Source organism: Candidatus Clostridium radicumherbarum, from assembly GCF_045310525.1.
GTDB lineage: Bacteria > Bacillota > Clostridia > Clostridiales > Clostridiaceae > Clostridium_AT > Clostridium_AT radicumherbarum.
The window spans coordinates 145,648-168,563 of sequence record NZ_JBJHZY010000002.1; the positions used below are offsets into that span (position 1 = coordinate 145,648).

18 protein-coding genes are annotated in these 22,916 nt (G+C 32.1%); 2 read left to right on the forward strand and 16 right to left on the reverse strand.

What is annotated here, in order from left to right:
• Positions 1-47 precede the first annotated feature (47 nt).
• Complete coding sequence (locus ACJDUH_RS10610) at positions 48-527, reverse strand: hypothetical protein (protein WP_406765169.1); 480 nt, start codon at positions 525-527, stop codon at positions 48-50.
• 156 nt (positions 528-683) lie between these two features.
• On the opposite strand from ACJDUH_RS10610, the gene ACJDUH_RS10615 reads away from it, so the two are divergent.
• Complete coding sequence (locus ACJDUH_RS10615) at positions 684-896, forward strand: hypothetical protein (RefSeq protein WP_406765170.1); 213 nt, start codon at positions 684-686, stop codon at positions 894-896.
• Positions 897-1,045: 149 nt separating this feature from the next.
• On the opposite strand, the gene gatB is transcribed toward ACJDUH_RS10615, so the two are convergent.
• The 10 genes from gatB to ACJDUH_RS10665 all read right to left on the reverse strand — a co-directional run bounded on the left by gatB (position 1,046) and on the right by ACJDUH_RS10665 (position 13,823).
• Positions 1,046-2,476 (reverse strand): Asp-tRNA(Asn)/Glu-tRNA(Gln) amidotransferase subunit GatB, encoded by a 1,431-nt coding sequence (gene gatB, locus ACJDUH_RS10620; RefSeq protein WP_406765171.1) that lies wholly within the window; start codon positions 2,474-2,476, stop codon positions 1,046-1,048.
• A 121-nt stretch (positions 2,477-2,597) separates the two neighbouring features.
• The gene (gene gatA, locus ACJDUH_RS10625; RefSeq protein WP_406765172.1) at positions 2,598-4,055 is read right to left on the reverse strand and encodes an Asp-tRNA(Asn)/Glu-tRNA(Gln) amidotransferase subunit GatA; all 1,458 of its coding nucleotides are present in this window, start codon (positions 4,053-4,055) and stop codon (positions 2,598-2,600) included.
• A 13-nt stretch (positions 4,056-4,068) separates the two neighbouring features.
• Positions 4,069-4,356, reverse strand: coding sequence for an Asp-tRNA(Asn)/Glu-tRNA(Gln) amidotransferase subunit GatC (gene gatC / locus ACJDUH_RS10630; RefSeq protein ID WP_406765173.1), 288 nt, complete (start codon positions 4,354-4,356; stop codon positions 4,069-4,071).
• 220 nt (positions 4,357-4,576) lie between these two features.
• Positions 4,577-4,846 (reverse strand): hypothetical protein, encoded by a 270-nt coding sequence (locus tag ACJDUH_RS10635; protein ID WP_406765174.1) that lies wholly within the window; start codon positions 4,844-4,846, stop codon positions 4,577-4,579.
• Between the two features lie 112 nt (positions 4,847-4,958).
• Positions 4,959-6,959 (reverse strand): NAD-dependent DNA ligase LigA, encoded by a 2,001-nt coding sequence (ligA, locus tag ACJDUH_RS10640; RefSeq protein ID WP_406765175.1) that lies wholly within the window; start codon positions 6,957-6,959, stop codon positions 4,959-4,961.
• 147 nt (positions 6,960-7,106) lie between these two features.
• Complete coding sequence (pcrA, locus tag ACJDUH_RS10645) at positions 7,107-9,362, reverse strand: DNA helicase PcrA (protein WP_406765176.1); 2,256 nt, start codon at positions 9,360-9,362, stop codon at positions 7,107-7,109.
• 141 nt (positions 9,363-9,503) lie between these two features.
• The gene (locus ACJDUH_RS10650; RefSeq protein WP_406765177.1) at positions 9,504-9,809 is read right to left on the reverse strand and encodes a YerC/YecD family TrpR-related protein; all 306 of its coding nucleotides are present in this window, start codon (positions 9,807-9,809) and stop codon (positions 9,504-9,506) included.
• 398 nt (positions 9,810-10,207) lie between these two features.
• Positions 10,208-10,924, reverse strand: a complete 717-nt coding sequence (locus ACJDUH_RS10655) for a pseudouridine synthase (RefSeq protein WP_406765178.1) — start codon at positions 10,922-10,924, stop codon at positions 10,208-10,210.
• 171 nt (positions 10,925-11,095) lie between these two features.
• On the reverse strand, positions 11,096-11,698 hold the full coding sequence (locus tag ACJDUH_RS10660) for a lytic transglycosylase domain-containing protein (RefSeq protein ID WP_406765784.1): 603 nt from the start codon (positions 11,696-11,698) through the stop codon (positions 11,096-11,098).
• Positions 11,699-11,819: 121 nt separating this feature from the next.
• Positions 11,820-13,823, reverse strand: a complete 2,004-nt coding sequence (locus tag ACJDUH_RS10665) for a triple tyrosine motif-containing protein (RefSeq protein ID WP_406765179.1) — start codon at positions 13,821-13,823, stop codon at positions 11,820-11,822.
• A gap of 160 nt (positions 13,824-13,983) precedes the next feature.
• Between ACJDUH_RS10665 and pulA the strand changes: the two genes are divergently transcribed.
• Positions 13,984-16,116, forward strand: coding sequence for a type I pullulanase (gene pulA, locus ACJDUH_RS10670; RefSeq protein ID WP_406765180.1), 2,133 nt, complete (start codon positions 13,984-13,986; stop codon positions 16,114-16,116).
• Positions 16,117-16,166: 50 nt separating this feature from the next.
• Here the strand turns inward: pulA and ACJDUH_RS10675 are convergent, their stop codons facing one another.
• The 5 genes from ACJDUH_RS10675 to ACJDUH_RS10695 all read right to left on the reverse strand — a co-directional run bounded on the left by ACJDUH_RS10675 (position 16,167) and on the right by ACJDUH_RS10695 (position 22,679).
• A complete protein-coding gene (locus tag ACJDUH_RS10675; RefSeq protein WP_406765181.1) occupies positions 16,167-16,598 on the reverse strand; it encodes a YaiI/YqxD family protein in 432 nt (143 codons plus the stop codon).
• Positions 16,599-16,610: 12 nt separating this feature from the next.
• Positions 16,611-17,960 carry a glucose-6-phosphate isomerase gene (locus ACJDUH_RS10680; RefSeq protein WP_406765182.1) on the reverse strand — a complete coding sequence of 450 codons (1,350 nt, stop codon included), beginning with the start codon at positions 17,958-17,960 and terminating at the stop codon, positions 16,611-16,613.
• Between the two features lie 263 nt (positions 17,961-18,223).
• Complete coding sequence (locus ACJDUH_RS10685; RefSeq protein ID WP_406765183.1) at positions 18,224-20,017, reverse strand: carbon starvation CstA family protein; 1,794 nt, start codon at positions 20,015-20,017, stop codon at positions 18,224-18,226.
• A 231-nt stretch (positions 20,018-20,248) separates the two neighbouring features.
• Positions 20,249-21,004, reverse strand: a complete 756-nt coding sequence (locus ACJDUH_RS10690; protein WP_406765184.1) for a LytR/AlgR family response regulator transcription factor — start codon at positions 21,002-21,004, stop codon at positions 20,249-20,251.
• On the reverse strand, positions 20,985-22,679 hold the full coding sequence (locus tag ACJDUH_RS10695) for a LytS/YhcK type 5TM receptor domain-containing protein (protein WP_406765185.1): 1,695 nt from the start codon (positions 22,677-22,679) through the stop codon (positions 20,985-20,987). Before ACJDUH_RS10695 ends, ACJDUH_RS10690 begins: the two co-directional genes overlap by 20 nt.
• Positions 22,680-22,916 lie beyond the last annotated feature (237 nt).

Below are 22,916 nucleotides of genomic sequence, written 5' to 3' on the forward strand. Positions count from 1 at the left end.
TTTATTAATAATTATAGTCATTATTTCAAAACTTAATCAAACTTAAGTTATTTGGGAAGATATTTATAGAAATTTAATTTTTTAATCATAAAATCATCCTTAGCTTTGCCTATTAGTCCAAGATTGTTTTTAATAAAAATGAGGCTGTCTTCAAGTATTAAGTCCTTTTTATTTAAGCTAAATCTAAGGTTTTTTTTATTTTTCCTTTCAAATTTACCTGTGGTTATATAAAATCCCTTATTTGCCTTAGTTTTATCAAGTTCATTTAAAAATAAATCTATTTGTTCTAAAGTAACCATATCTGTTTTATGATACTTAAGCATTACAACTTGATTATGACCGCTGAGCTTTAATTTAAGAAGGTAGTTAGTTTTAATTATTGTTTCCCATTGAATATTATAATTCCAGCATAGTTTACTCAAATTTTGAAATATTGTTTCTATATCTATCATCTTTAAAATTGTACTTGCTTTCTCTATTTCATCCTTTTTCAGCTGATAATAAAGAGAATCAAGTATATTAGCCATTCTGCCTCCTATTAAATTGATTTATCTCATACACTATATTATATGTATTTTATTTAATTTCTTAACAAAAATTCCTTATAAGAATTATTTAATTTTCCTCAAATTTCATATTTGTGTTATAATGTCTTTGTATTTATAATTAGGAGGGGTCTAGTTATGCTGCTTGTTATTGAACTCTTTGGAATACTTACAATGTTTACAATAGTATTTGTCCTGGTATGGGGATTTATTATTTTAAATCAGATTTTCGGTCAATTAAGATATAAAAACTATCTTATGGAAAAACTTATTCAAACCATTAGTCTGCAAAATAAAGTTGTTACTAAAAAAGAACAAGCTCAACCTGAGGATAATATAGCTGAAACTTAAGTTTAAAAATCTTTTTTAAGAAGGTAAAATTCAAACTGTTAAAGAAATACTAAGTACTAGATCGTAATAACTAAAGCCGCTGAGAACACTTATAAGGAATTTATGATGATTCCTTATGTATTCTCAGCGGCTTAATATATTCACATGGTCTATAATTTACTTAACTCTTCTTCCACTAATTTATTAGCTATTTGTGGATTTGCTTTGCCCCTTGTTTCTTTCATAACTAAACCAACTACAAAGCCAACAATTCTAGTTTTACCGCTTTTAAAGTCCTCTACAGCCTTAGGGTTGTTTTGAAGTACCTTAACAACAGCTTCACGAATAGCTCCTTCATCATTATTTTGAACAAGTCCTTTTTCTTCAACTATGGTACTAGGAGCCTTTCCAGTGTCAAACATTTCTTCTATTACTTTTTTGCCAATGTTATTAGATATAGTTCCTGAATTTATGAGCTTAATTAGCTGTGCTAGTGACTCTGGAGTAAACTTTAAGTTTTCAGGACTTACATTTTTTTCATTCATGAGTCTAGAAATATCACCCATAAGCCAATTTGATGCTGATTTTGCATCTTCGCTTAATTTAGCGCTAGCTTCAAAGAAATCAGCTAAGGCCATAGATAAAGTTAAAACAGAAGCATCATATTTTGGTATTTCAAATTCCTTAACAAACCTTTCAGCCTTTTCATGTGGAAGCTCTGGTATAGTGCTTTTTATTTCTTCAATCCACTTGTCACTAACATTAAGTGCTACCAAGTCTCCTTCTGGGAAGTATCTATAGTCATTAGCCTGTTCTTTGTTTCTCATAACTATAGTTTCACCTTTAGCATCGTCCCATCTTCTGGTTTCTACAAAAAGTTTTTCTCCACTGTTTACTGCCTTAAACTGTCTTTCATATTCATAGTTTAAAGCTTTTTCAAGTGCCTTAAAGGAGTTCATGTTCTTAATTTCAGACTTAACTCCAAAGTCCTTGCTGCCCTCTGGTCTTATGGAAATATTTCCGTCACATCTTAAGGATCCCTCTTCCATTTTAACGTCAGATACTCCAATTGAGCTTAAAATGCTTTTAAGCTTTTGAAGATAAAGTGTAGCCTCCTCTGGAGATCTTAAATCTGGTTTAGATACAATTTCTATAAGAGGAACTCCTGCTCTATTATAATCTATTAAAGTTCCAGCAGCTGTGTGTAATAGCTTCCCGGCATCCTCTTCAATATGAATTCTTTCTATCCCAATTTTTTTCTTTTCACCGCTTTGGAGCTCAATTTCAATATATCCTTCATAACATAGTGGAATCTCATCCTGTGTAATTTGATAATTTTTTGGATTATCTGGATAAAAATAATTTTTTCTATCCATTCTGCTTATATTATGTATTTTACAATTTAAGGCAAGTCCTGCCTTTACCCCATACTCCACTACCTTTTTATTAAGCTGGGGCAGGGAACCAGGTAGTCCTAGACATATAGGACAAACATGTGTATTAGGCTGTCCCCCAAACTCAGTAGAACAACTGCAGTAAATTTTTGTATTTGTTGAAAGTTCTGCATGAACTTCTAAGCCAATGACTGTTTCAAATTTCATATGTATTTTTTTCTCCTTTCAGTCGAAAACACGGGGCAGTTTAAGATTACTCACTCCCGCTCGCAAACTACCCGTAAAAGTCCATTTAGGACTTTTACCTCCTTTCAATATATTACCTGCATTAAATATTTGGTATAAGTTTGTGCCAATTTGTTGACTGTTCATAGCTATAAGCAAGATTAAATAAAGTATCCTCTCTAAAATAATCTCCTATAAACTGCAGTCCAACAGGTAAACCAGAAACCATACCACAAGGTACTGAAATTGCTGGAATTCCTGCAATATTTACAGGTACGGTATATATGTCAGATAAATACATTGAAAGTACATCATCCACTTTTTCTCCAATTTTAAAAGCAGTTGTTGGAGTAGTAGGTGAAACTACTGCGTCAAATTCTTTAAACACCCTTTGAAAATCCTGCTTTATTAAATTTCTTACCTTTAATGCCTTTTTATAATAAGCATCATAGTAACCTGCTGATAAAGCATAGGTACCAAGCATAATTCTTCTCTTAACTTCCTTGCCAAAGCCCTCATTTTTAGATTTATAATAAATATCAATAGAATCCTCAAACTCTTTAGCTCTGTGTCCATATCTAATTCCATCAAACCTTGCCAAATTTGATGAAGCTTCGGCGCTTCCTATAATGTAATATGCAGCAAGGGCGTACTCTGAAAGAGGAAGTGAACATTCTGAAACCTCTGCTCCGTTCTCTTTAAGTACCTCTATAGCCTCTAATACAGCCTTTCTAACTTCTTCATTTAAGCCTTCGCCAAAGAATTCCTTTGGAATACCTATTTTCTTACCCTTAAGATCTTTAGTTAGGCTGTTTTTATAATCCTGAACTGGCACCTCTGCAGTGGTTGAATCTCTATAATCATATCCTGCTAAATGCTGTGTTAATAGTGCACAGTCCTCAACATCCCTAGCAATAGGTCCTATTTGGTCAAGTGTAGAACCAAAGGCTACAATACCATATCTTGATATTCTTCCATAGGTTGGCTTTAGTCCAACAACTCCGCACAATGCTGCTGGCTGCCTAACAGAACCCCCTGTTTCAGAACCAAGTGAAAGTGGTGCTTCGAAGGCTGCAACTGAAGCTGCTGCTCCACCAGATGAGCCTCCAGGTACCCTTTGTAAATCCCAAGGGTTTTTAACTAGCTTAAATGCACTGTTTTCATTGGAAGAACCCATAGCAAACTCATCCATATTAAGCTTTCCAAGAACAACTGCATCTTCCTTTTTTAAGTTTTCAACAATATGAGCATCATATGGAGCTATGTAACCCTCTAAAATCTTAGAAGCACAAGTATTTTGCATTCCTTTTACGCTTATATTATCTTTAATTGCAATAGGAACTCCACCAAGTGCACCTATACTCTTACCATCACTAATTTTCTTATCTAATTCCTTTGCCGTTAAGCGTGCCTCTTCCTTGGCTACGTATAGATAGGCTCCAAGGCTAGCATCAACTGCGTCTATTCTATCTAGATAGCTCTCAGTTACTTCTTCTACCTTAACTTCTTTCTTATCTATTAGCTCTTTTATTTCATGAGCCTTAAGCTTATGTAATTCCATAAAATTCTCTCCTTTATTCTATAACCTTAGGCACTAAGAAATACTCTTCAAGCTTACTTGGTGCATTATTTAATACTTCACTAAGTTCCATTGATGGTTTAACTTCATCATCTCTAAGACGGTTTTCAATATAGTAGGGATTTACTATTATTTCTACATCTTCAGTATCAAGTTCATTTAATTTTTCAATATATTGAAGTACACTATTTAAATCCTTAATAAGCCCTTCTTTTTCTTCCTCTGAAAAGCTAAGTCTTGCAAGGTCTGCAACATATTCTACATCTTTCTTTGTAACTGACATATTTCCACCTCTTCCTACATACAAGTTAATATTTACTATTTTACCACAAAAAAATAATTTTAGGCTATTCATAATATAATTTTCTTAAGTAAATCCTTATTTTCGGTATATTTTTTTCTTAAGCCAAAGCTGATATTATGAAGCCTAAAAAAAATCTATTGAAAAAATAAAAATATATCAATAAAAATGGCATCCATATGATATGGATGCCATTTATCTTTTAATTAACCTTCATAAATCTAAAAAAAACTGCCACAAATGCCATGGAAAAACAAATTATAGTATAAATTACATCCTTAAAACTAGTCTTTAAAGATATAATTTTAATTCCCCACATAATCATAGTAAAAAACAAGCACCATTGCAGGGCATAATATCCATAAAAATATTTTATGTATGCAAAATGATAGGTAGATACCATAGTAAATATCAAGGCAAGCATAGTAATTGTTACACCTATCCAACCTAACAAATTTATGGCTTTTTTCATCTTAGCCGCCTCCGAAATAATTATAAGGTTAATATTTTAACCATTGTACAAGCTTTATATTAAGACAAAAATTAATAAAAGTAAAGGTTATTTCTATGTATTTACAAATAATTTACAACATTGAGTTAAACTCTTCTTCTGTAAGCACCTTTACACCAAGTTCTACAGCCTTATCATATTTTGAACCTGGTTCCTTACCAACTAGCACATAATCAGTTTTTTTGCTAACACTACCAGCCACCTTAGCTCCAAGTGTTTCAAGTTTTTCTTTTATTTCAGTTCTGCTAAAGCCTTCTAAGCTGCCGGTTACAACTATAGTCTTACCATTAAACACATTATTAATGGAGGTAGTTTCTTCAAAGACTGGTTTTATCCCTAGTTCCAAGAGCTCATTTATATTCTTTATTATTTTTTCCTCTTTAAAGAAATCTAGTACACTTTCAGCTACTATATCTCCTATATCCTGCACTGAAACAAGCTCTTCAAAGGAAGCCTTTTGCAGTGCCTCTAAAGACTTAAATTTCTTTGCTAAATCCGTAGCAGTTTTTTTGCCTACATTAGGTATGCCTAGAGCATATATAAAAGAAGATAAGTCGCAATTTTTACTATTCTCAATAGCCTTTAATAAATTATCAGCCTTCTTATCCCCAAACTTCTCTAAGGTAAGCAGGTCTTCTTTCTTCAACCTATATAAGTCAGCAATTGATTTTAAATCAAGCTTTTCAAAAAGCTGCTCTGCGGTTTTCTCGCTAAAGCCTTCTATATTAATAGCCTCTCTACTTCCAAAATGAACTATACTCTTAACCATTTGAGGCTTACAGGATAAGGTATTTTCACAAAAATAGTGGACACCTTCCTGAATTAATTCACTTCCGCAGGCTGGACAATACTTAGGTACTTCAATTTCAATGCTGTCATTAGTAGTCTCTTCTACTGTGCCCATTATTTCCGGGATAACATCATTAGACCTTCTAACAAAGACCTCACTGCCTATTCTAACTCCCTTTCTTCTTATATCGTCAATATTATTTAAAGTTGCCCTTTTTACAGTTGCCCCTGCTAGTTCAACTGGCTCAAGAAGTGCAGTTGGAGTAACCCTGCCGCTTCTTCCTACATTCCATTCAACCTCTAATAGCCTTGTAGTTGCCTCCTGTGCTTCAAACTTAAAGGCTATTGCCCACTTAGGAAACTTTACTGTATAGCCTAAAAGCTCTCTAGTTCTAGTATCATCTATAACAATAACCACACCATCTATATCATAGCCAAGGTCCAGTCTTATTCCCTCAATATAATTAATTTCCTTTTCAATTTCCTCCAAGCTGTAACATTCCTTTAAATACTCATCTACTGGAAAACCTTTATCCTTAATGAAGTTCATCATAGATATATAATTTTCGAAAGGCTCACCTTCAGTATAGCCTATATCATAAAAAAAGGCAGACAGGTTTCTACTTGCAGTTTCCTTTAAATTAAGATTTCTAAGTGCTCCTGCAGCACCATTTCTTAAATTTTTTAGTGGTACCGCTGCAGAGGCATTATATTTGTCAAAGGCTTTCTTCGTCATCATAGCCTCACCATGAACTTCAAAGCTAAAATCATTTTCTATTTTTAATGGAAGACTTTTTATAGTTTTTGCCTGTGCTGTAACATCTTCTCCTACACTACCTGTACCTCTAGTAGCTGCTTTTATCATGATTCCTTCTTCGTCATAGGTACAGTTTATAGTAAGCCCATCAAATTTTTTTGTAAGTACATATTTAAGCTTCGGAAGTTTTTCTTCACTTGAAGCGTTATATTCAGCTATAAACTTTCTATTTCTATTGTCCCATTCTCTTAGTTCTTCAATACTTTGAGCTTTATCAAGACTCCAAAGCCTTGCCTTGTGGGTATACTTTTGAAATTCAGATAAAGTTATATCTCCAACTCTTTGGGAAGGTGAATAGGTCAGTATGAAACCTGTCTCTTTTTCTAAATTTATAAGTTCATAATACTTTTCATCATATTCCTTATCTGACATAGATGGATTATCAAGCACATAATAATTATAAGCTTGCTTATTAAGTTCTTCCGTAAGTTCGTGAATCCTATTTATTTTATCTTCTCTATCAGACATGTAAAAACCTCCGGTATTGAATAATTAATATATGAATTATTATAGCAAATAAATACATTATTATTATGTTTATTAATATATTAAGTGTACACGTTCCGCATCTACTTTATTCTGTAAACAAAGGAAACGTCCCTCTGCCACCTGCCATTATAACAATTCGATTGGAGCTACACTTAGCATAAAGGTCTTAATTCCTTGTGTATCAAAGGCAATTGTAAGCCTTACATCGCTTCCATCCTTAGCTGCACTTACTATAGTACCGACTCCAAATTTTGAATGTCTAACCTTTCTACCAAGAGTTGCCTCTGACATGCTAATTGCACCTTGTGCTACAGGCTTATTAGTACTAGTTACAGCCGCACTGGCTAAATTATAATTCATGGCTCCTTGACCTACAGATCTAACAGAATTATTTCCAAACCCATTAGAATTGAATCTGCCTGTGTTTATCCCGCCATTACTGCTTAAGCTTTTGCTTCCTACATATTCCTTTAGATGCAAAGGAACTTCGTTTAAGAAATCAGAAGGTGAATAGGCCACAGTTCTTCCAAACACCCTTCTCACTTCTGCTGAAGTCATATATAGCTTTTCCTTTGCCCTAGTAATTCCAACATAGCAAAGTCTTCTTGACTCCTGCATTTCACTGTCATTATTAAAGGACATCATACTTGGGAATATGCCATTTTCCATACCAACCATGAAAACAACTGGAAACTCTAATCCTTTCGCACTATGAAGTGTCATCAATGTAACACTGTCAGCCTCTTCATCAAAATTATCTATATCTGAAACAAGGGTAACTTTCTCTAAGAAGGAAGATAAGGACTTATCCTCATTGCTCTGCTCAAAATCAACAGCAGCTGATACAAGTTCCTTTAAGTTTTCAATTCTGCTTTGATCTTCTATATCCTTAGAATTCTTAAGTTCATTTAAATAACCTGTGTCCTCTAATATTAGTTCAATAAGCTCAGAAACCTCAAGTTCGTCTTTTTTTACCATAAAATTATTTATAAGACTTGTAAATTTATTAATAATAGATATATTTCTCGATGTTAAACCTGGTACATACTCAGCATCTAAAAGAGTGCTGTAGAGTGGTTCTTCATTATTATTTGCCACCTCTTGAATTTTAGAAACAGTAGCATCACCTATACTTCTTTTAGGTACATTAATAATTCTTTGAAGGCTGATATCATCAAGGGGGTTATTAATAAGCCTTAAGTAGGCTAAAATATCCTTTATTTCTTTTCTGTCATAGAACTTAAGTCCGCCAATCAGTCTATAGGGTATATCTGCTTTTATAAAGCTGTCTTCAAATATACGAGATTGTGAATTCATTCTGTAGAGTACAGCAAAATCAGTATACTTTCTTCCTTCTTCCCTTACAATTCTCTTTATTTCAGAAGCTATAAAGCTTCCCTCATCATTATCAGAAAAGGCCCTGTAGATTTTAATCTTATCTCCTACCTCTTGGGTGGTTCTAAGTTCCTTATCTTTTCTTTCTATATTATTTTTAATTACCAAGTTTGCAGCATTTAAAATGTTTCCCTTTGATCTGTAATTTTGCTCGAGCTTAATTACCTTTGACTCAGGATAGTCCTTTTCAAAGTCCAGGATATTCCTAATATCTGCTCCCCTCCACTGGTAAATGCATTGGTCGTCATCCCCCACCACGCAAATATTCCTGTGAGCTGCAGATAGAAGCCTTACAAATTCGTATTGAGCAAAATTTGTATCCTGATACTCATCCACCATAATATATTTAAACTTTCTCTGATAAAACTCAAGTACATCCCCATGTTCCTTAAAAAGCTGAACAGTTTTAAATATGATATCATCAAAATCCAAGGCATTATTTTGCTTAAGCTTCTTTTGATAAAGCAAATATACATCAGCTATTTTATTCATTCTAAAATTACCTTGATTATCTCTTTTAAATTTATCTGCAGTAATTAATTTATCTTTAGCTGAGCCAATTTTATTAATAACTTCCTTTTCATCAATATCTTTATCATTGATATTTAATTCAGACATACATTGTTTTACCAAGGTTTTCTGATCATAGGTATCATATATTACAAAATTTTTATTATAGCCTAATTTATCAATTTCTCTTCTTAAAATTTTTACGCAGCTGGAGTGGAAGGTTGAAACCCACATATTTAAGGCTTCTTCTCCGATTAGTGCTCTTACTCTTTCCTTCATTTCCTGTGCAGCTTTGTTAGTAAAGGTTATGGCAAGTATTTGTGAAGGATAAACTCCTAAATCTTTAATCATATGTGCAATTCTATAAGTTAAAACCCTGGTTTTACCTGAGCCTGCACCAGCTAATATAAGCAGAGGTCCATTAACCGTAGTTGCTGCCTCATATTGTTCTTTATTTAAAAGCTTTTGTAAATCCATACTTTCTAATCTCCTTAAATATATAAACACTAGTTCTTATTATGCATTATTAATTATATCATATTTTAGCCGTATTAATACAAAAAGTATCAGCAGAATACTTTCTTCCACTGATACTTTTAATCATAATTATTTTATAAACTATTTATCTTTCCAATTTAATCTTTCAAATACAATATTATATCCATCGCTTCCATAATTTAAGGATCTATTGACTCTGCTTATTGTAGCGGTACTTGCTCCCGTAGAACTAGCAATATCCAAATAAGTTCTCTTTTGCTTTAGCATTTTGGCAACCTGTAATCTTTGTTCAAGATCTTTTATTTCGTTGATAGTGCAAATATCGTCTATGAACTTATAAACTTCTTCTCTATCTTTTAGACTAAGTATTGCATCACAAAGAAAATCCATATCCTTACTCTCAAGTTTAGATTTATATTCTCCCATCCGAACAGCCTCCAATTTCTTAAGTTAATCCCAAGCAATATTTAATTTAAATTAATTTATGATGAACTAAAAAATATTAAACGTTTACTTATTATCATTTTACCATGTAGTAAAACTATATTCCAGTGATATATTAATTTATTATTATAGTAATCAATTTATTTTATTAAAATGATTTATTTTAGACAAACAAAAACAGCCCTTGGGGCAGGGCTGTTTTTAATAAATAAAAAGGGGGCTATTTAATTCCTTTTATTTATCCTTGCATTGTTATTATATTAAAAATGAAATTAAAATGCAAGAGTTTTTGCAATTTTATTTGTGAACTATTTGTTAAATGAATGTTAATCCTTCATTTTTTTGTTAATATTTTAATTTTTAAGCATATTATAATTTATTTAAATTTTTTTTAAAATATCTACCTCTTCTTCAGTAAGTTCTCGACAATCTCCTTCAAATAGATCTTCAGGAAGTAAAATGGGACCGAAACTTATTCTTTTTAAAAAGACCACATTTTTTCCTAAGCTATTAAACATCCTTTTAACTTGATGAAATTTTCCTTCTTGTAAGGTAACTTTAACTTCAGAGCCATTTTTATCAGCTTTTAATATTTCAAGCTTTGCAGGCAAGCATTTATAGCCGTCATCAAGAATAACACCTTTATTAAAAGATATAATATCACTTTCAACTACTTCCTTATCTATTTCAGCATAATAAACCTTATCTACATGCCATTTAGGAGAAATAAGTCTATGGTTAAGTTCACCATCATTAGTCAAAAGTAAAAGTCCAACGGTGTCCTTATCTAATCTTCCAACTGGAAAGGGCTCAAATATTTTATATTCCTCATCTAGTAAATCAATTACAGTTTCATCATATTTGTCAAAGGTGGCGGATACTACTCCTGCTGGCTTATTCATTAACAAATAAATATATTTTTTGTATCTAACTACTTCCCCAGAAACCACAATACTACTTTTTTCCGGTTCAAACTGATATGCACTATCCTTTATAATTTCATTATCTATTTCTACCTCTCCAGCCTTTACAAGAGCCTTTACTTCCTTCCTGCTGCCATAACCCAAATTTGCTAAAACCTTATCTAATCTTTCCATTAAAATACCTCTCATTGATTTTACTATTCAAAATTAATTTATAATTAAAAATTAATTATTATAGATGTTTTCACAGATGAAAAACTGAATTAATTCTTAATTAATTAGACCAAGTTGTAATCAATATATATTATATCCTATTTAAAAAAACAAAACAGCCAAAAGTGGCTGTTATTTATTATTTGCGTAATATTGCATAACTTTTTTTACATAGTCCTTAGTTTCCTTATAATCCGGAACTCCATTGTATTTTGCAACTGCTCCGGGTCCTGCATTATAAGCAGCAAGAGCAAGTTCCTTCGAATTTCCGTACATATTCAATAGGTTTCTTAAATATTTAGTGCCGCCATCAACATTTTGTTCTACATTATAAGGGTCTGAAACTCCCATGGAAGCTGCTGTGGAAGGCATTAACTGCATAAGCCCCTCTGCTCCTGCACTTGATTTGGCATTGGGATTGAAATTTGATTCCTGCTTAATTACAGCCAAAATTAAATCTTTATCAACACCATACTTCTGGGCTGCTTTAGCTGCTGCAGCATCAATAGAACTATTATTAGTTTTTATATCATCATTAATATAGCCTTGTAGATCTCCTAAAAGATTATTTATGGGCATGCCATTGCCATAACCTAATTTGCTTAAATCAATATCCGATAATCCTAATAAATCTGCACTGCTATTATTATTTTGCATCGCACCAGTTAAGCTTTGCAAAACCAGCTGAAAAGAATTAGAGTCCTCTCCTAAAGTATTTTTAAGCAGCATAGACATTAATTGCAGCTGTAAGTATGCTTCAGCATTATTTTCAACCTTCAAAACTTTCACCTCTTATTTCTTCATAAGTATTCTAAATATTCTTCATCAAAATTAGGATATATTTCATAAGTTATCTCTATCCCACATTAAATTCCTGCAACGAATAATCCTCATATACACATTTCTTATAACTGCTTTTACAAAGTGCAAGTATTTTATAATTACCAGCAGCAAAGGGAATAAAGGTATAATTATTATTGCGGCTTAAATCCTGGGCCAAAATCCAATCCCCTTTTTCCATAAGGTAGAATTGGTATAATACTTCTTTTCCACCTTCAGAATCAGCTGTAAAAGTAATAGCCTTATTGACATAAAGATTATTTTTATCAAATTTTATTTGAGTATTTGTAATGGGCAGAGCTTCAGAGATATTAAAACGTACATCTTTTTTGCTGTCAAATTCTGCTTCACTGTCTTCGTTCTTTGCAAATACTTCTAAGGTATAAGCTCCGCTGCATTTTGGCCTTAAATCATACTTACTATATTTATCGAAGTTTGTTTCCTCAACTTTATGGCCATTAATACTAAGCACATATTTGAACAAGGTTTTTTTGGTGTTTTGAGCTATAACGCTGCAGGAAATTAAATCACCAACCAGATAATGCTCCTTAATAGGTATAAGTATCTGTTCGATTAATGCAGGTATATAGTTAAAAACTTCTATATAAATTATAGTATGACTATCATATAATCTATTTGAATATTTATCTTTTACTCTAACTTCAACTTCATAAGTCCCTTTTTCATTTTGAGAAAAATCTACCCAATTGCATGTACCATAATTTATACTATAAATTTCTTTTCCATCCTTTTTTTCTATGAATCTATATCTTAAATCAGTTCCTCCTGAAGCAACTGCCCTTATATTTAAAACCTCTCCTTTTAGGATTTTATTGCCCTTATCTAAAAGAACATTATTAATAACTATTGGATCTAAGCAAAGCTCTTCTACCTTAAAATTCATAGAAGATACTGCTTCAAAATCACCAATGTAAGCTGAATCTTTTACGTATACCTCTAATTTGTATTCACCTGCTTTTTCACAGTTCCATGTATAAGTATTATTTCTTGTATAGCCTGAATCTTCACTTAGATTACCATCAATTTTAAATTTGTATTGTAGTTCCTTACCCCCGTTTACAATAGCTTTTAAAGTAACTATAGTACTGCAGATTTGAGGAGAATTTAAATCTGTGGTAAAGCTATTAATAACTATGTCTTTGTATTCCTTAATTGTATAATTTAAGATTGCTCTATCATCATATTCCTTTTGGGAATACATATCTTTTGCAAGACATAAAAGTTTATACTCTCCGCTTATATTTTCAACGAAATTAACCATTCTTTTTGTTGAATAATCTTGTATGCAGGTAGCTATGCCCTCATCATTAATTTTAATAAACTTGTACAATATCATTCTTTGGTCATCCTGCACAGCTTCAACTTGAAAGACCAATTCATTTCCAACATACAAATCAGATATCAAGCATTTAAAATCTGTAATTTCTAATTTCTTTAATTGTTCCACTTTAAATTTTACTTTTTTACTATCATCACACTTATCTTTGGAATCAAGTGTCTTACATTCAACTAAAATTTCCTGTTCTCCTGAGTCCTTAACACTCCAAATTAAATTATTATCCGCACTATAATCTTTAATAATTTCATAACTTCCGTTTTTATTAATCCAATATCTAAAGACTACTGGCATCTTATTTGCTTCTACTGTTAAATTAAGCTTTTCTCCTAGAGTAAGCTTTTCTTTCTCTAAATAAATATCTTTAATTAATTTTTCTGCTTTTAAACCAACGATATAATCCACCTTTGTAACATAATCAAAGGCTTTTGTGGTTTTGACTCTCTTAGCTTGTACCATTATTGTGTATTGAGCTTCTTTCTTAGGTTTCCAAAGGATACTGCTCTCTTTACTATAATCCCTTAATGTTTCCCAGGTTCCATCTACTCCTAATAAAAATTTATATAAGAGATTTTCCTCTGGTTTTTCTATTACCTTTATATTAATACCAGCAATTTCTTCCCCTGAGTTTTGTGCTTCAAAACTTAATACTATTTCGTTCATCAAATCTCATCCCCTGTTAAAATAATACCTCATTTAATTATATATTATAACAATATTCCATAATTTACTATAAAATTTTAGAAATATTTTTACTTTTATAAGTGTATAGATTAAGTTATAATTTTAAGTATAACGATTGCACAATAAGTGAGGTAAAATAATGTTTAATGCGGTAGTAACTGATTTTAATTCTATCAAAATAATAATGGACGACTTCAAAGGCCTTGATAAAAATAATATTTCAATTAAAAATAATGAGAGATTAATAGATATACTTGAAATAAAGGAAAATAATGAAGGCTTAATTTTAACCTTAAAGGAAGCTTTAAATATTAAATCTAAATGTATAGTCATCATTAATAACCTTGAAGTTAAAGCTATTTGCAGGGAAATCTTTTGCAGCGCTAACTTCAATAATAAGTATGCTGCAAATGAAGCTTTGGGATGCTTTTACTCTAAAGAAAAGACCTCTTTTAAGCTTTGGTCTCCTGCAGCAGAGAAAATAAATTTACTTTTATATAAAAATGGAGATATTGAAATTCCAGAATCACCAATAAGATATGCAATGGTAGAGAAGGATGGACTTTGGAGCTTAACTATTTCAGAAGATTTAAAAGGTAGTTTTTATACTTATGAAGTTAAGGTTTATGGAAGACTTAATGAAGCTGTAGATCCTTATGCAAAGTCCCTTGGAGTTAATGGAAATAGAGGTGCTATTATTAATATAGAAGACACTAATCCACTAGGCTTTGAAATGGACATATCCCCCTTCATTGAAAACTTTACTGATGCCATAATTTATGAAACATCTATAAGGGATATTTCTATGCATCCTGAAAGCTTCGTTATTAATAAAGGAAAATTTTTAGGGCTTGCAGAGGAACATACAAGGTCTAGGAGTAACTTAACAACAGCCTTAAGCCATATAATAGAGCTTGGTATTACACATGTTCAGCTAATGCCAATATATGATTTTAGCTCTTTAAGCACTGATGAAAAGAATCCTATTAAATATAATTGGGGTTATGATCCACAAAACTTTAATGCTCCAGAAGGAAGTTATTCAACTGACCCTTATAATCCCTATACTCGAATTCATGAGCTTAAGACCTTAATACAGACTCTTCATAAAAACGGTCTGGGTGTAATTATGGATGTTGTATTTAATCATGTATTTAATCAAAAGACGGAGAATCTGGAAAAAATATTTCCTAGTTATTATTTTAGAATGCATGAAGATGGGAAGCCATCAGATGGAAGCGGCTGTGGTAATGACACTGCCTCAGAGCGTTTCATGATGCGAAAATTCATTATTGATTCAGTGTATTATTGGGCAAAGGAATATCATTTGGACGGATTTCGATTTGATTTAATGGGGCTTCACGATGTAACTACAATGAACGCTGTTAGAGAAAAATTAAATACTTTAAATAGACCAATAATGCTCTATGGTGAAGGTTGGATGCTGAATACTCTTTTAAAGGATGAATTTAAGGCCAATCAAGAAAACGCATGTAAAATGCCACATATAGGTCACTTTAATGATACTATAAGAAATTCAGTTCGTGGAAGTGTATTTATTAAAGAGGAACAAGGCTTTATTAGCGGTAAACTCGGCTTAGAAGAGAAAATAAAGGAATGCACCTCTGGCTGCATTGATTATGCTAATACAGGAAAGTCTCTTTTCAATACACCAGACCAAGCTATAAATTATGTTTCAGCACATGATAATAATACCCTTTGGGATAAGCTTAATTTCTCAAACCCTGGTGCTGATGAAGAAGCTTTAAAAGCTATGCAAAAACTTGCTAATGCTATTGTAATTACCTCACAAGGTATCCCATTTATTCATTCGGGCGCAGAGTTTTGCAGAACAAAATATGGAGTAGAAGATAGTGTACGTTCAGTGGATAAAATAAACTCACTAGACTGGGATAGAAAGGCTAAATACCTAGATGTTTTTAATTATTATAAAGGTATAATAAATTTAAGAAAAAGCCATCCTGCCTTTAGAATGAATAATGCAGAACAAATAAGAAAAAGCTTAGAATTTATCGCTAACACTCCTATAAATACAGTTGGATTTATGTTAAAAAATCATGCTAATAATGATGATTGGAAGGATATTCTTATAATTTATAATGCAAATAAAACTACGGTAAATATTACAATTCCTGAAGGTAGCTGGAATTTAGTAGTTGATAACGTAAATGCAGGAACCGAAATTATAAGAACAATTAACGGCAGTAATGTAGAAGTAGAAAAAATAAGCATGTTTGTATTGTACCGCTAAAAAAAGTAGCCGCTGGTAATATATTTTTTTACCAGTGGCTACTTCCTTGTTTAGGAATTTATTAGTTTAAGAAGATTTCTATAAAGTCTTTCATCATCTTCTTTATTTCTTTTTTTAGGGTTTGAAGTTTTTCCTCCTGACCTTCTTACCTTAGCTGATATATGCCTTTCAAATAATAGCTTATCAATATTATTATTATCATAAATATAGCCCTTGGGGCTTATTGCAAAGCACTTTTTGCCTAGTACCATTGCGGCAACTCCAAAATCCTGCGTAACTACAATATCTCTTTCCTTAGCTTCATTAGCCACAGCCATATCCACGCTTTGAAAGCCGCTGTCCATGTATTTTATAGTACTATAACTGCTGTTAAGCACATGGTTTATATCGCAGTACATTATTATTTCTAAGTCATGCTCTTTCCCTAAACTCTCAATAATATCCTTTCCAGGACATGCATCAGCATCTACTATGATTCTCATAAAGCACCATTCCTATAGTCTTTTTTCAAGTTCTGCCTTCATTGCTTCATAGCCTGGTTTTCCTAGCAAAGCAAACATATTCTTTTTGTAAGCTTCAACACCTGGCTGATCAAAAGGATTTACTCCATTTAAATAGCCACTTATTGCACAAGCTTTTTCAAAGAAGTAAACTAAATAGCCAAAGTAATAAGGTGTTAATTCAGGGATGTTTACAATAATATTTGGAACTCCACCATCGTTATGTGCAAGCACTGTTCCTTGGAAAGCTTTTTTATTTACAAAATCCATAGTTTTTCCTGCAAGGAAATTGAGTCCATCTATGTTTTCTGCACTTGCTTCAATTACAACTTCTTTTCTTGCCTTTTCAACATTTATTACAGTTTCAAATATATTTCTAAGTCCTTCTTGTATATATTGACCCATAGAATGAAGATCTGTTGAAAAATCCACAGCTGCAGGGAATATACCCTTGTTGTCTTTACCTTCACTTTCACCATAAAGCTGCTTCCACCATTCATTAAAATAATGAAGTGCTGGCTCATAGTTTACAAGTATTTCAGTGGCTTTTCCCTTTCTATATAGTGAATTTCTAGCAGCAGCATATTTATAGGCATCATTAGCATTTAAATCTGAATTACTGTAGGCTTCTCTGGAATCTGCAGCACCCTTCATCATTTCATCAATATTAATACCTGCTGCAGCAATAGGCAAAAGTCCAACAGCTGTAAGTACAGAATACCTTCCACCTACATCATCTGGAATAACAAAGGTTTCATAGCCTTCAGCATCAGCTAAGGATTTTAGAGCTCCCCTAGCTTTATCAGTAGTAGCAAATATTCTTTCCTTTGCTCCTTCTTTTCCATATTTCTTCTCAACATAATCTTTAAAGATTCTAAAAGCTACAGCTGGCTCAGTAGTAGTACCAGATTTTGAAATTACATTTACAGACAGGTCAAGTCCTTCAATAGCTTCAAGAAGATCGGTAATGTATGTTGAACTAATATTATTTCCTACAAAGTATATTTGTGGTGTGGTTCTCTTTCCCTTTGGCAAGGTATTATAGAAGGTATGCGATAAGCTTTCTATAGCTGCTCTAGCACCTAAATAAGAACCCCCTATACCTATTACTATAAGTACATCTGAATTCCCCTTAATCTTTTCAGCTGCCTTTTTTATTCTTGAAAATTCCTCTTTATCATAATTAACAGGTAAATCAACCCAGCCTAAAAAATCCCTGCCTGCACCAGTTCCATTATGAACCATATTGTGTGCTTCTTTCACCATAGACTGCAGATTTGAAATTTCATTATCGTTTAAAGTTGGTTTTAATTTACTTAAATCTAAGCTTAAATTTTTACCCATACTATTTTCCTCCTTATATAGATTATTAATTCCACTAAAAGAAATTTTAGACTAATAAACTAAATAAATCAATATGATATAAAAAGTTATTAGACTTTCACAATTATTAATCAATATTTTTTAATGTTTTACTAAACTTATCAGCATTTATTTGAATAAACTAGATTTATTTGTATTTCTACATATTATAATTGCTTTATAAAATCAATTTATGCAAAAAATGATAAAAGGCTTAGAAAGTTCTAAACCTTTTATCCTGCATTTTAAGCTGTTACCTGCTTATTATTTTCATTACTTAATTTCATCTTATTAAACTTCTCAAACCAGCTTTTTACACTTTCAAATATAATTACTACAAGCATAACCACTAGTATTGATGTAAGTACTGCTAGTATTGTATTTCCTTGTGGAATGTAGTTAGTAAATATATTTACAAAGGCTGCATAAAGTGCAGTAATAGTTATAAAGGCTAATGGTGCAACAGTTACCCATATATATTTTCTCTTTCCTAAATCTATAAGGAAGGAAGTACCTACTGCTAAGGCTATAGCTGCCATCATCTGATTAGCTATACCAAACAGAGGCCATATAGTAGAGATATTACCTGTATATAATAGATATCCCCAAGTACAGGACATTAATAAACTGAAGATTATAATATTTGTCCAAGAATTTCTTTCTTTAAATTTAGGGTTAATATTTGCAAATAAGTCTTGCATTAAATATCTTCCTATTCTATTTCCAGCATCAATTGTAGTCAATATAAATAGTGCTTCAAACATTATGCAGAAATGATACCAATATGATAGCAAGGATTCAAGTCCTGGTATTTTATAAAATACATAGGCCATACCAACTGCTAGTGAAACAGATCCACCTGGTCTACCTGCTAAGGTTTCTCCTACCATTTTTGAAAGCATTGGTAATTCTTTAGGTATCATATGAAGTTTTGCAAATAATGCTGGTGCTGAGTTTATTGCAAAATAATCTGCTGTTGGAAGTGCTGTGGCTGCAATTAATGCCATAAGAGCTACAAAGGCTTCTGTAAGCATTGCACCATAGCCTATTGCCAAAATATCTTTTTCGTTACTTACTAACTTTGGAGTTGTACCTGAACTTATTATGGCATGGAAGCCAGATAATGCCCCACAAGCTATGGTTATGAACAGGAATGGATATACCTTTCCTGGAATTATTGGTCCACCGCCATTAACAAACTGAGTAACAGCTGGCATTTGTAATACAGGTCTAACTATTATTATTCCTAATGCAAGAGCACCAATTACGCCTAGTTTCATATAAGTACTTAGGTAATCTCTTGGAAGTAGTAATAACCATACTGGTAATACTGCAGCAAAGAATCCATAAATAACAAGTATAATTGATAATTGCTTTTGATCAAGAGTTAATATGTTTCCTAATAGAGTATTTTGTAAATGTGGTCCAACTACTACAGCGGCAACGATTAAAATCATACCTATAAAAGTAGCTTCTCCAATTTTTCCTGGTCTAAAAAACTTAAGATATAATCCCACGAGCATTGCAATTGGAATTGTTGACCCAACTGTGAAGGCACCCCAAGGGCTTTTGTATAGTGAATTAACAACTGGAATACCTAGTCCAGCCATAGTTATTATTAAAATAAATATTACTGCTATAGAAGTTATTATTCCCATTTTAGGACTAATGTGCTTTTTAGCTATTTCTGCGATAGATTGTCCATCATGTCTTACTGATGCTAGAAGTACAACCATATCGTGAACTCCTCCGGCAAGCACTGCACCAATCAAAATCCAAAGTGTTCCTGGAAGCCATCCAAATTGAGCTGCTAGAACAGGTCCTATTAATGGTCCCCCTCCAGCTATAGCTGCAAAGTGATGCCCAAAAAGTATTAATTTGTTTGTTGGAACATAATCTTGTCCATCATTATGTTCAACTGAAGGTACAGTTCTAGTTTCATCTAAGGTTAAAACCTTAGCTGCAAGAAATGCACCATAAAATCTGTAAGCTAGCATAAGCACTAATGCACCAATAATAACTAGTACGATTGAATTCATTTTTCTTCCCCCTCAAATGATATCTTTAATTATAATTGCATGTCTAACTGCTGCTTAAATAATATAACGTTTTCAGTTTTAATGATATTGTTTTCAACTGAAAGGAAGAAATTAAGGGTTGTACAGAAATCTATAGATATTGAATATACATAAAATAATTGTAATGAAAAAAAGAACTTTTATATTTTAATGCAAAAAATATACCTAATTCAAAAGAACTAGGTTTAATTTTCAAAAAATTATTTCTTTTATTTCTTTTATTTTTTCTTTGCTCACAGGTATCTCAGCTTTATTTGCATCATTTATTACAACCCAGTAAGTGCCTTTAAACCATGGAATTACTTCTGTAATTTTATCAAGATTTACTATATAGCTTTTATGGATTCTCATAAACTTTTCTCCAAGCTTATCCTCAAGCTGAGATAGGTTAAACTCACACATAAAAGTGCCTTCACTTGTATAAGCTTCAGAAGTTCCTTGTTTTGCCTTAATATAATAGATTTTGTCAAAGCCTATTACCTTAAACCGTCCTTCATATATTACAGTAAGCTTATTTATTTTCCTTTTGGAAAGCATATTAACGGTTTTTGTTATTTCAACATCAGACTGTTTTTTATCCATCAACAGTCTTTCTATTCTCTGCAGGGATACCTTTACTCTTTCTTCATCAAAAGGTTTTAATATATAGTCAACAGCTCCGCATTCAAAGGCTTTTACTGCATATTCGTCATAGGCTGTGGCAAAAACTATAAGTGGTCTTTTACTAGTATTATCAGTATTTAATAACTTTTCAGCAACATCAAACCCTGTTATCATACCTAGATTTATATCAATAAATACAGCATCTGGCTTAAGTCTATTTATATCTTTCATAAAGGTATCTGCATCATCATAGGCACCTAAAACTTCACAAATGCTATGCTTTTCTAAGATATATTTCAATTCATCAACTATTGCTTTTTCGTCATCAAGTAACATTACCTTCATAATAAACTTCCCCTTCTGCCTTAGGCGGTACTTTAATAGTTATTGTAGTGCCTCTACCTTCTACACTTTCAATTAATGGAGCATATTCCTCTCCAAATATAGATACTATTCTTTGAATAACATTTTTAAGTCCTATGCCTGTGGTATTACCTTCCGTTATTTTTTGAAGCTCAAAAGGAGTAACACCAATTCCATCATCTGATACTTTAATTTGGCAGTAATCGTCTATTTTTTTTATTTGAATATATAAAGTACCACCACCTGCTTTGGGTTTTATACCATGCTTTATTGCATTCTCAATGAGGGGCTGCAGGGTAATTGGCGGCACTAGATAGTTTAAACAGCTTTCATCTATATCAGTCTTTATTTTAAGCTTTTCACCATATCTTGCTTTTTCAATTTCTATATAATCGCTTATTTGTGTCAATTCTTCTTTAAGGCTTATTAATCTATCAGTTTTTTGAATATTATATCTAAAAAAGTTTGAAAACTTTAATAGTAAATTTCTTGCCAAATCTGGATCCGTCCTAATTAACGAACTGATTGTGCTTATTGTATTAAACAAAAAATGTGGATTTATCTGTGCCTGCAGGGCTTTTATTTCAGCTTCCTTTGCCAAGCTTTCCTGATGTTCTATTTCATTAAGTTCCAGTTGCGTGGAAAATAAGCTCCCTAGACTCTTCGTAAGCTGAATGTCATAAGGGGTTATGGAATGTTCCTTGTCTTTATAAATTTTTAATAGTCCAACAACTTTATTCATCTTTATTAATGGAACAAGCACCACTGAAGAAAGACTGCACTTATGATTCTTACAAGCAATTTCCTTCTTCGTATTTGCTGCTACTAATTTTCCAGTTTGAATTGCTTTTAAACTAAGCTCTGTACCAAAGGGTTCTCCTACCTTGTGATGGTCACTTCCTAGACCAACAAAAGCTAATATTCTATCTTTATCTGTAATGCTTACTGCTGCAGCCTTTGTAATTTTATAAATAATTTCTGCAGTTTCTTTCGCAGTATATTCATTTAATCCCTGTCTTAAATAGGGTAAAGTTTCATCAGCAATACTTAAGGCCTTTTGAGCTTGAACTGCAGCTGCAAACTCAAATTCTCTGTGAATATAATCAATAATAAGCATAAAGGCACATACTGCTCCAGTATTAACAATTATCATGGGCATGGATATAAATTTAACCGCCTGCAGCGCATGTGTGAAGGGCTTAGCCAGTAGTAAAACCAATGCCATTTCTAAGCATTCCACAATAATAGTTACAATACCTGCATATCTCCAAGATACATTATTTCCTTTGTGCCTATATACCAATGATCCAATAACACCTTGAAGTATAGCAGCAATTCCGCAGGCTAAGCTTGTAAAGCCACCCATGAAATATCTATGTATTCCAACAATTATTCCAGTTGCAATACCAACAACAGGACCACCTAGAATACCTGCAGTTAAAGCGCCTACTGCTCTTGAATTTAAAATTGTATCATCTAACCTTATACCGGTATAAGAACCGGTTATCCCTAATATAGAGAAAAATATTATCATTATTATTTTATCTCTAGTTGTAAAGTCTCCAATAAAGATTTTTCTAAAGACTTTTGTGGTAGATAAAATAAAAATTATTATAATTATTATGCTCATTCTTTGTGCTAAGTAGACTATAAGCATTGTAATGCCTCCATTTGAAATGGTTAAGTTTTTTAAGCTTATTGCTTTAAAAGCTGCAATAAAATACTTTTTACATTATAGCAAATCTAAATGTAATTGTCTAAAGGCCATTTTGAAAAGTTGATAAGTGTCATATTACATCTAACTTTGTATGCTATTTTAATCCCTTCTATATTGCTTAAATTAATTAAAAAAACCAATCATAAAACATTAATTATGAAAGTATAATTTAAAGAT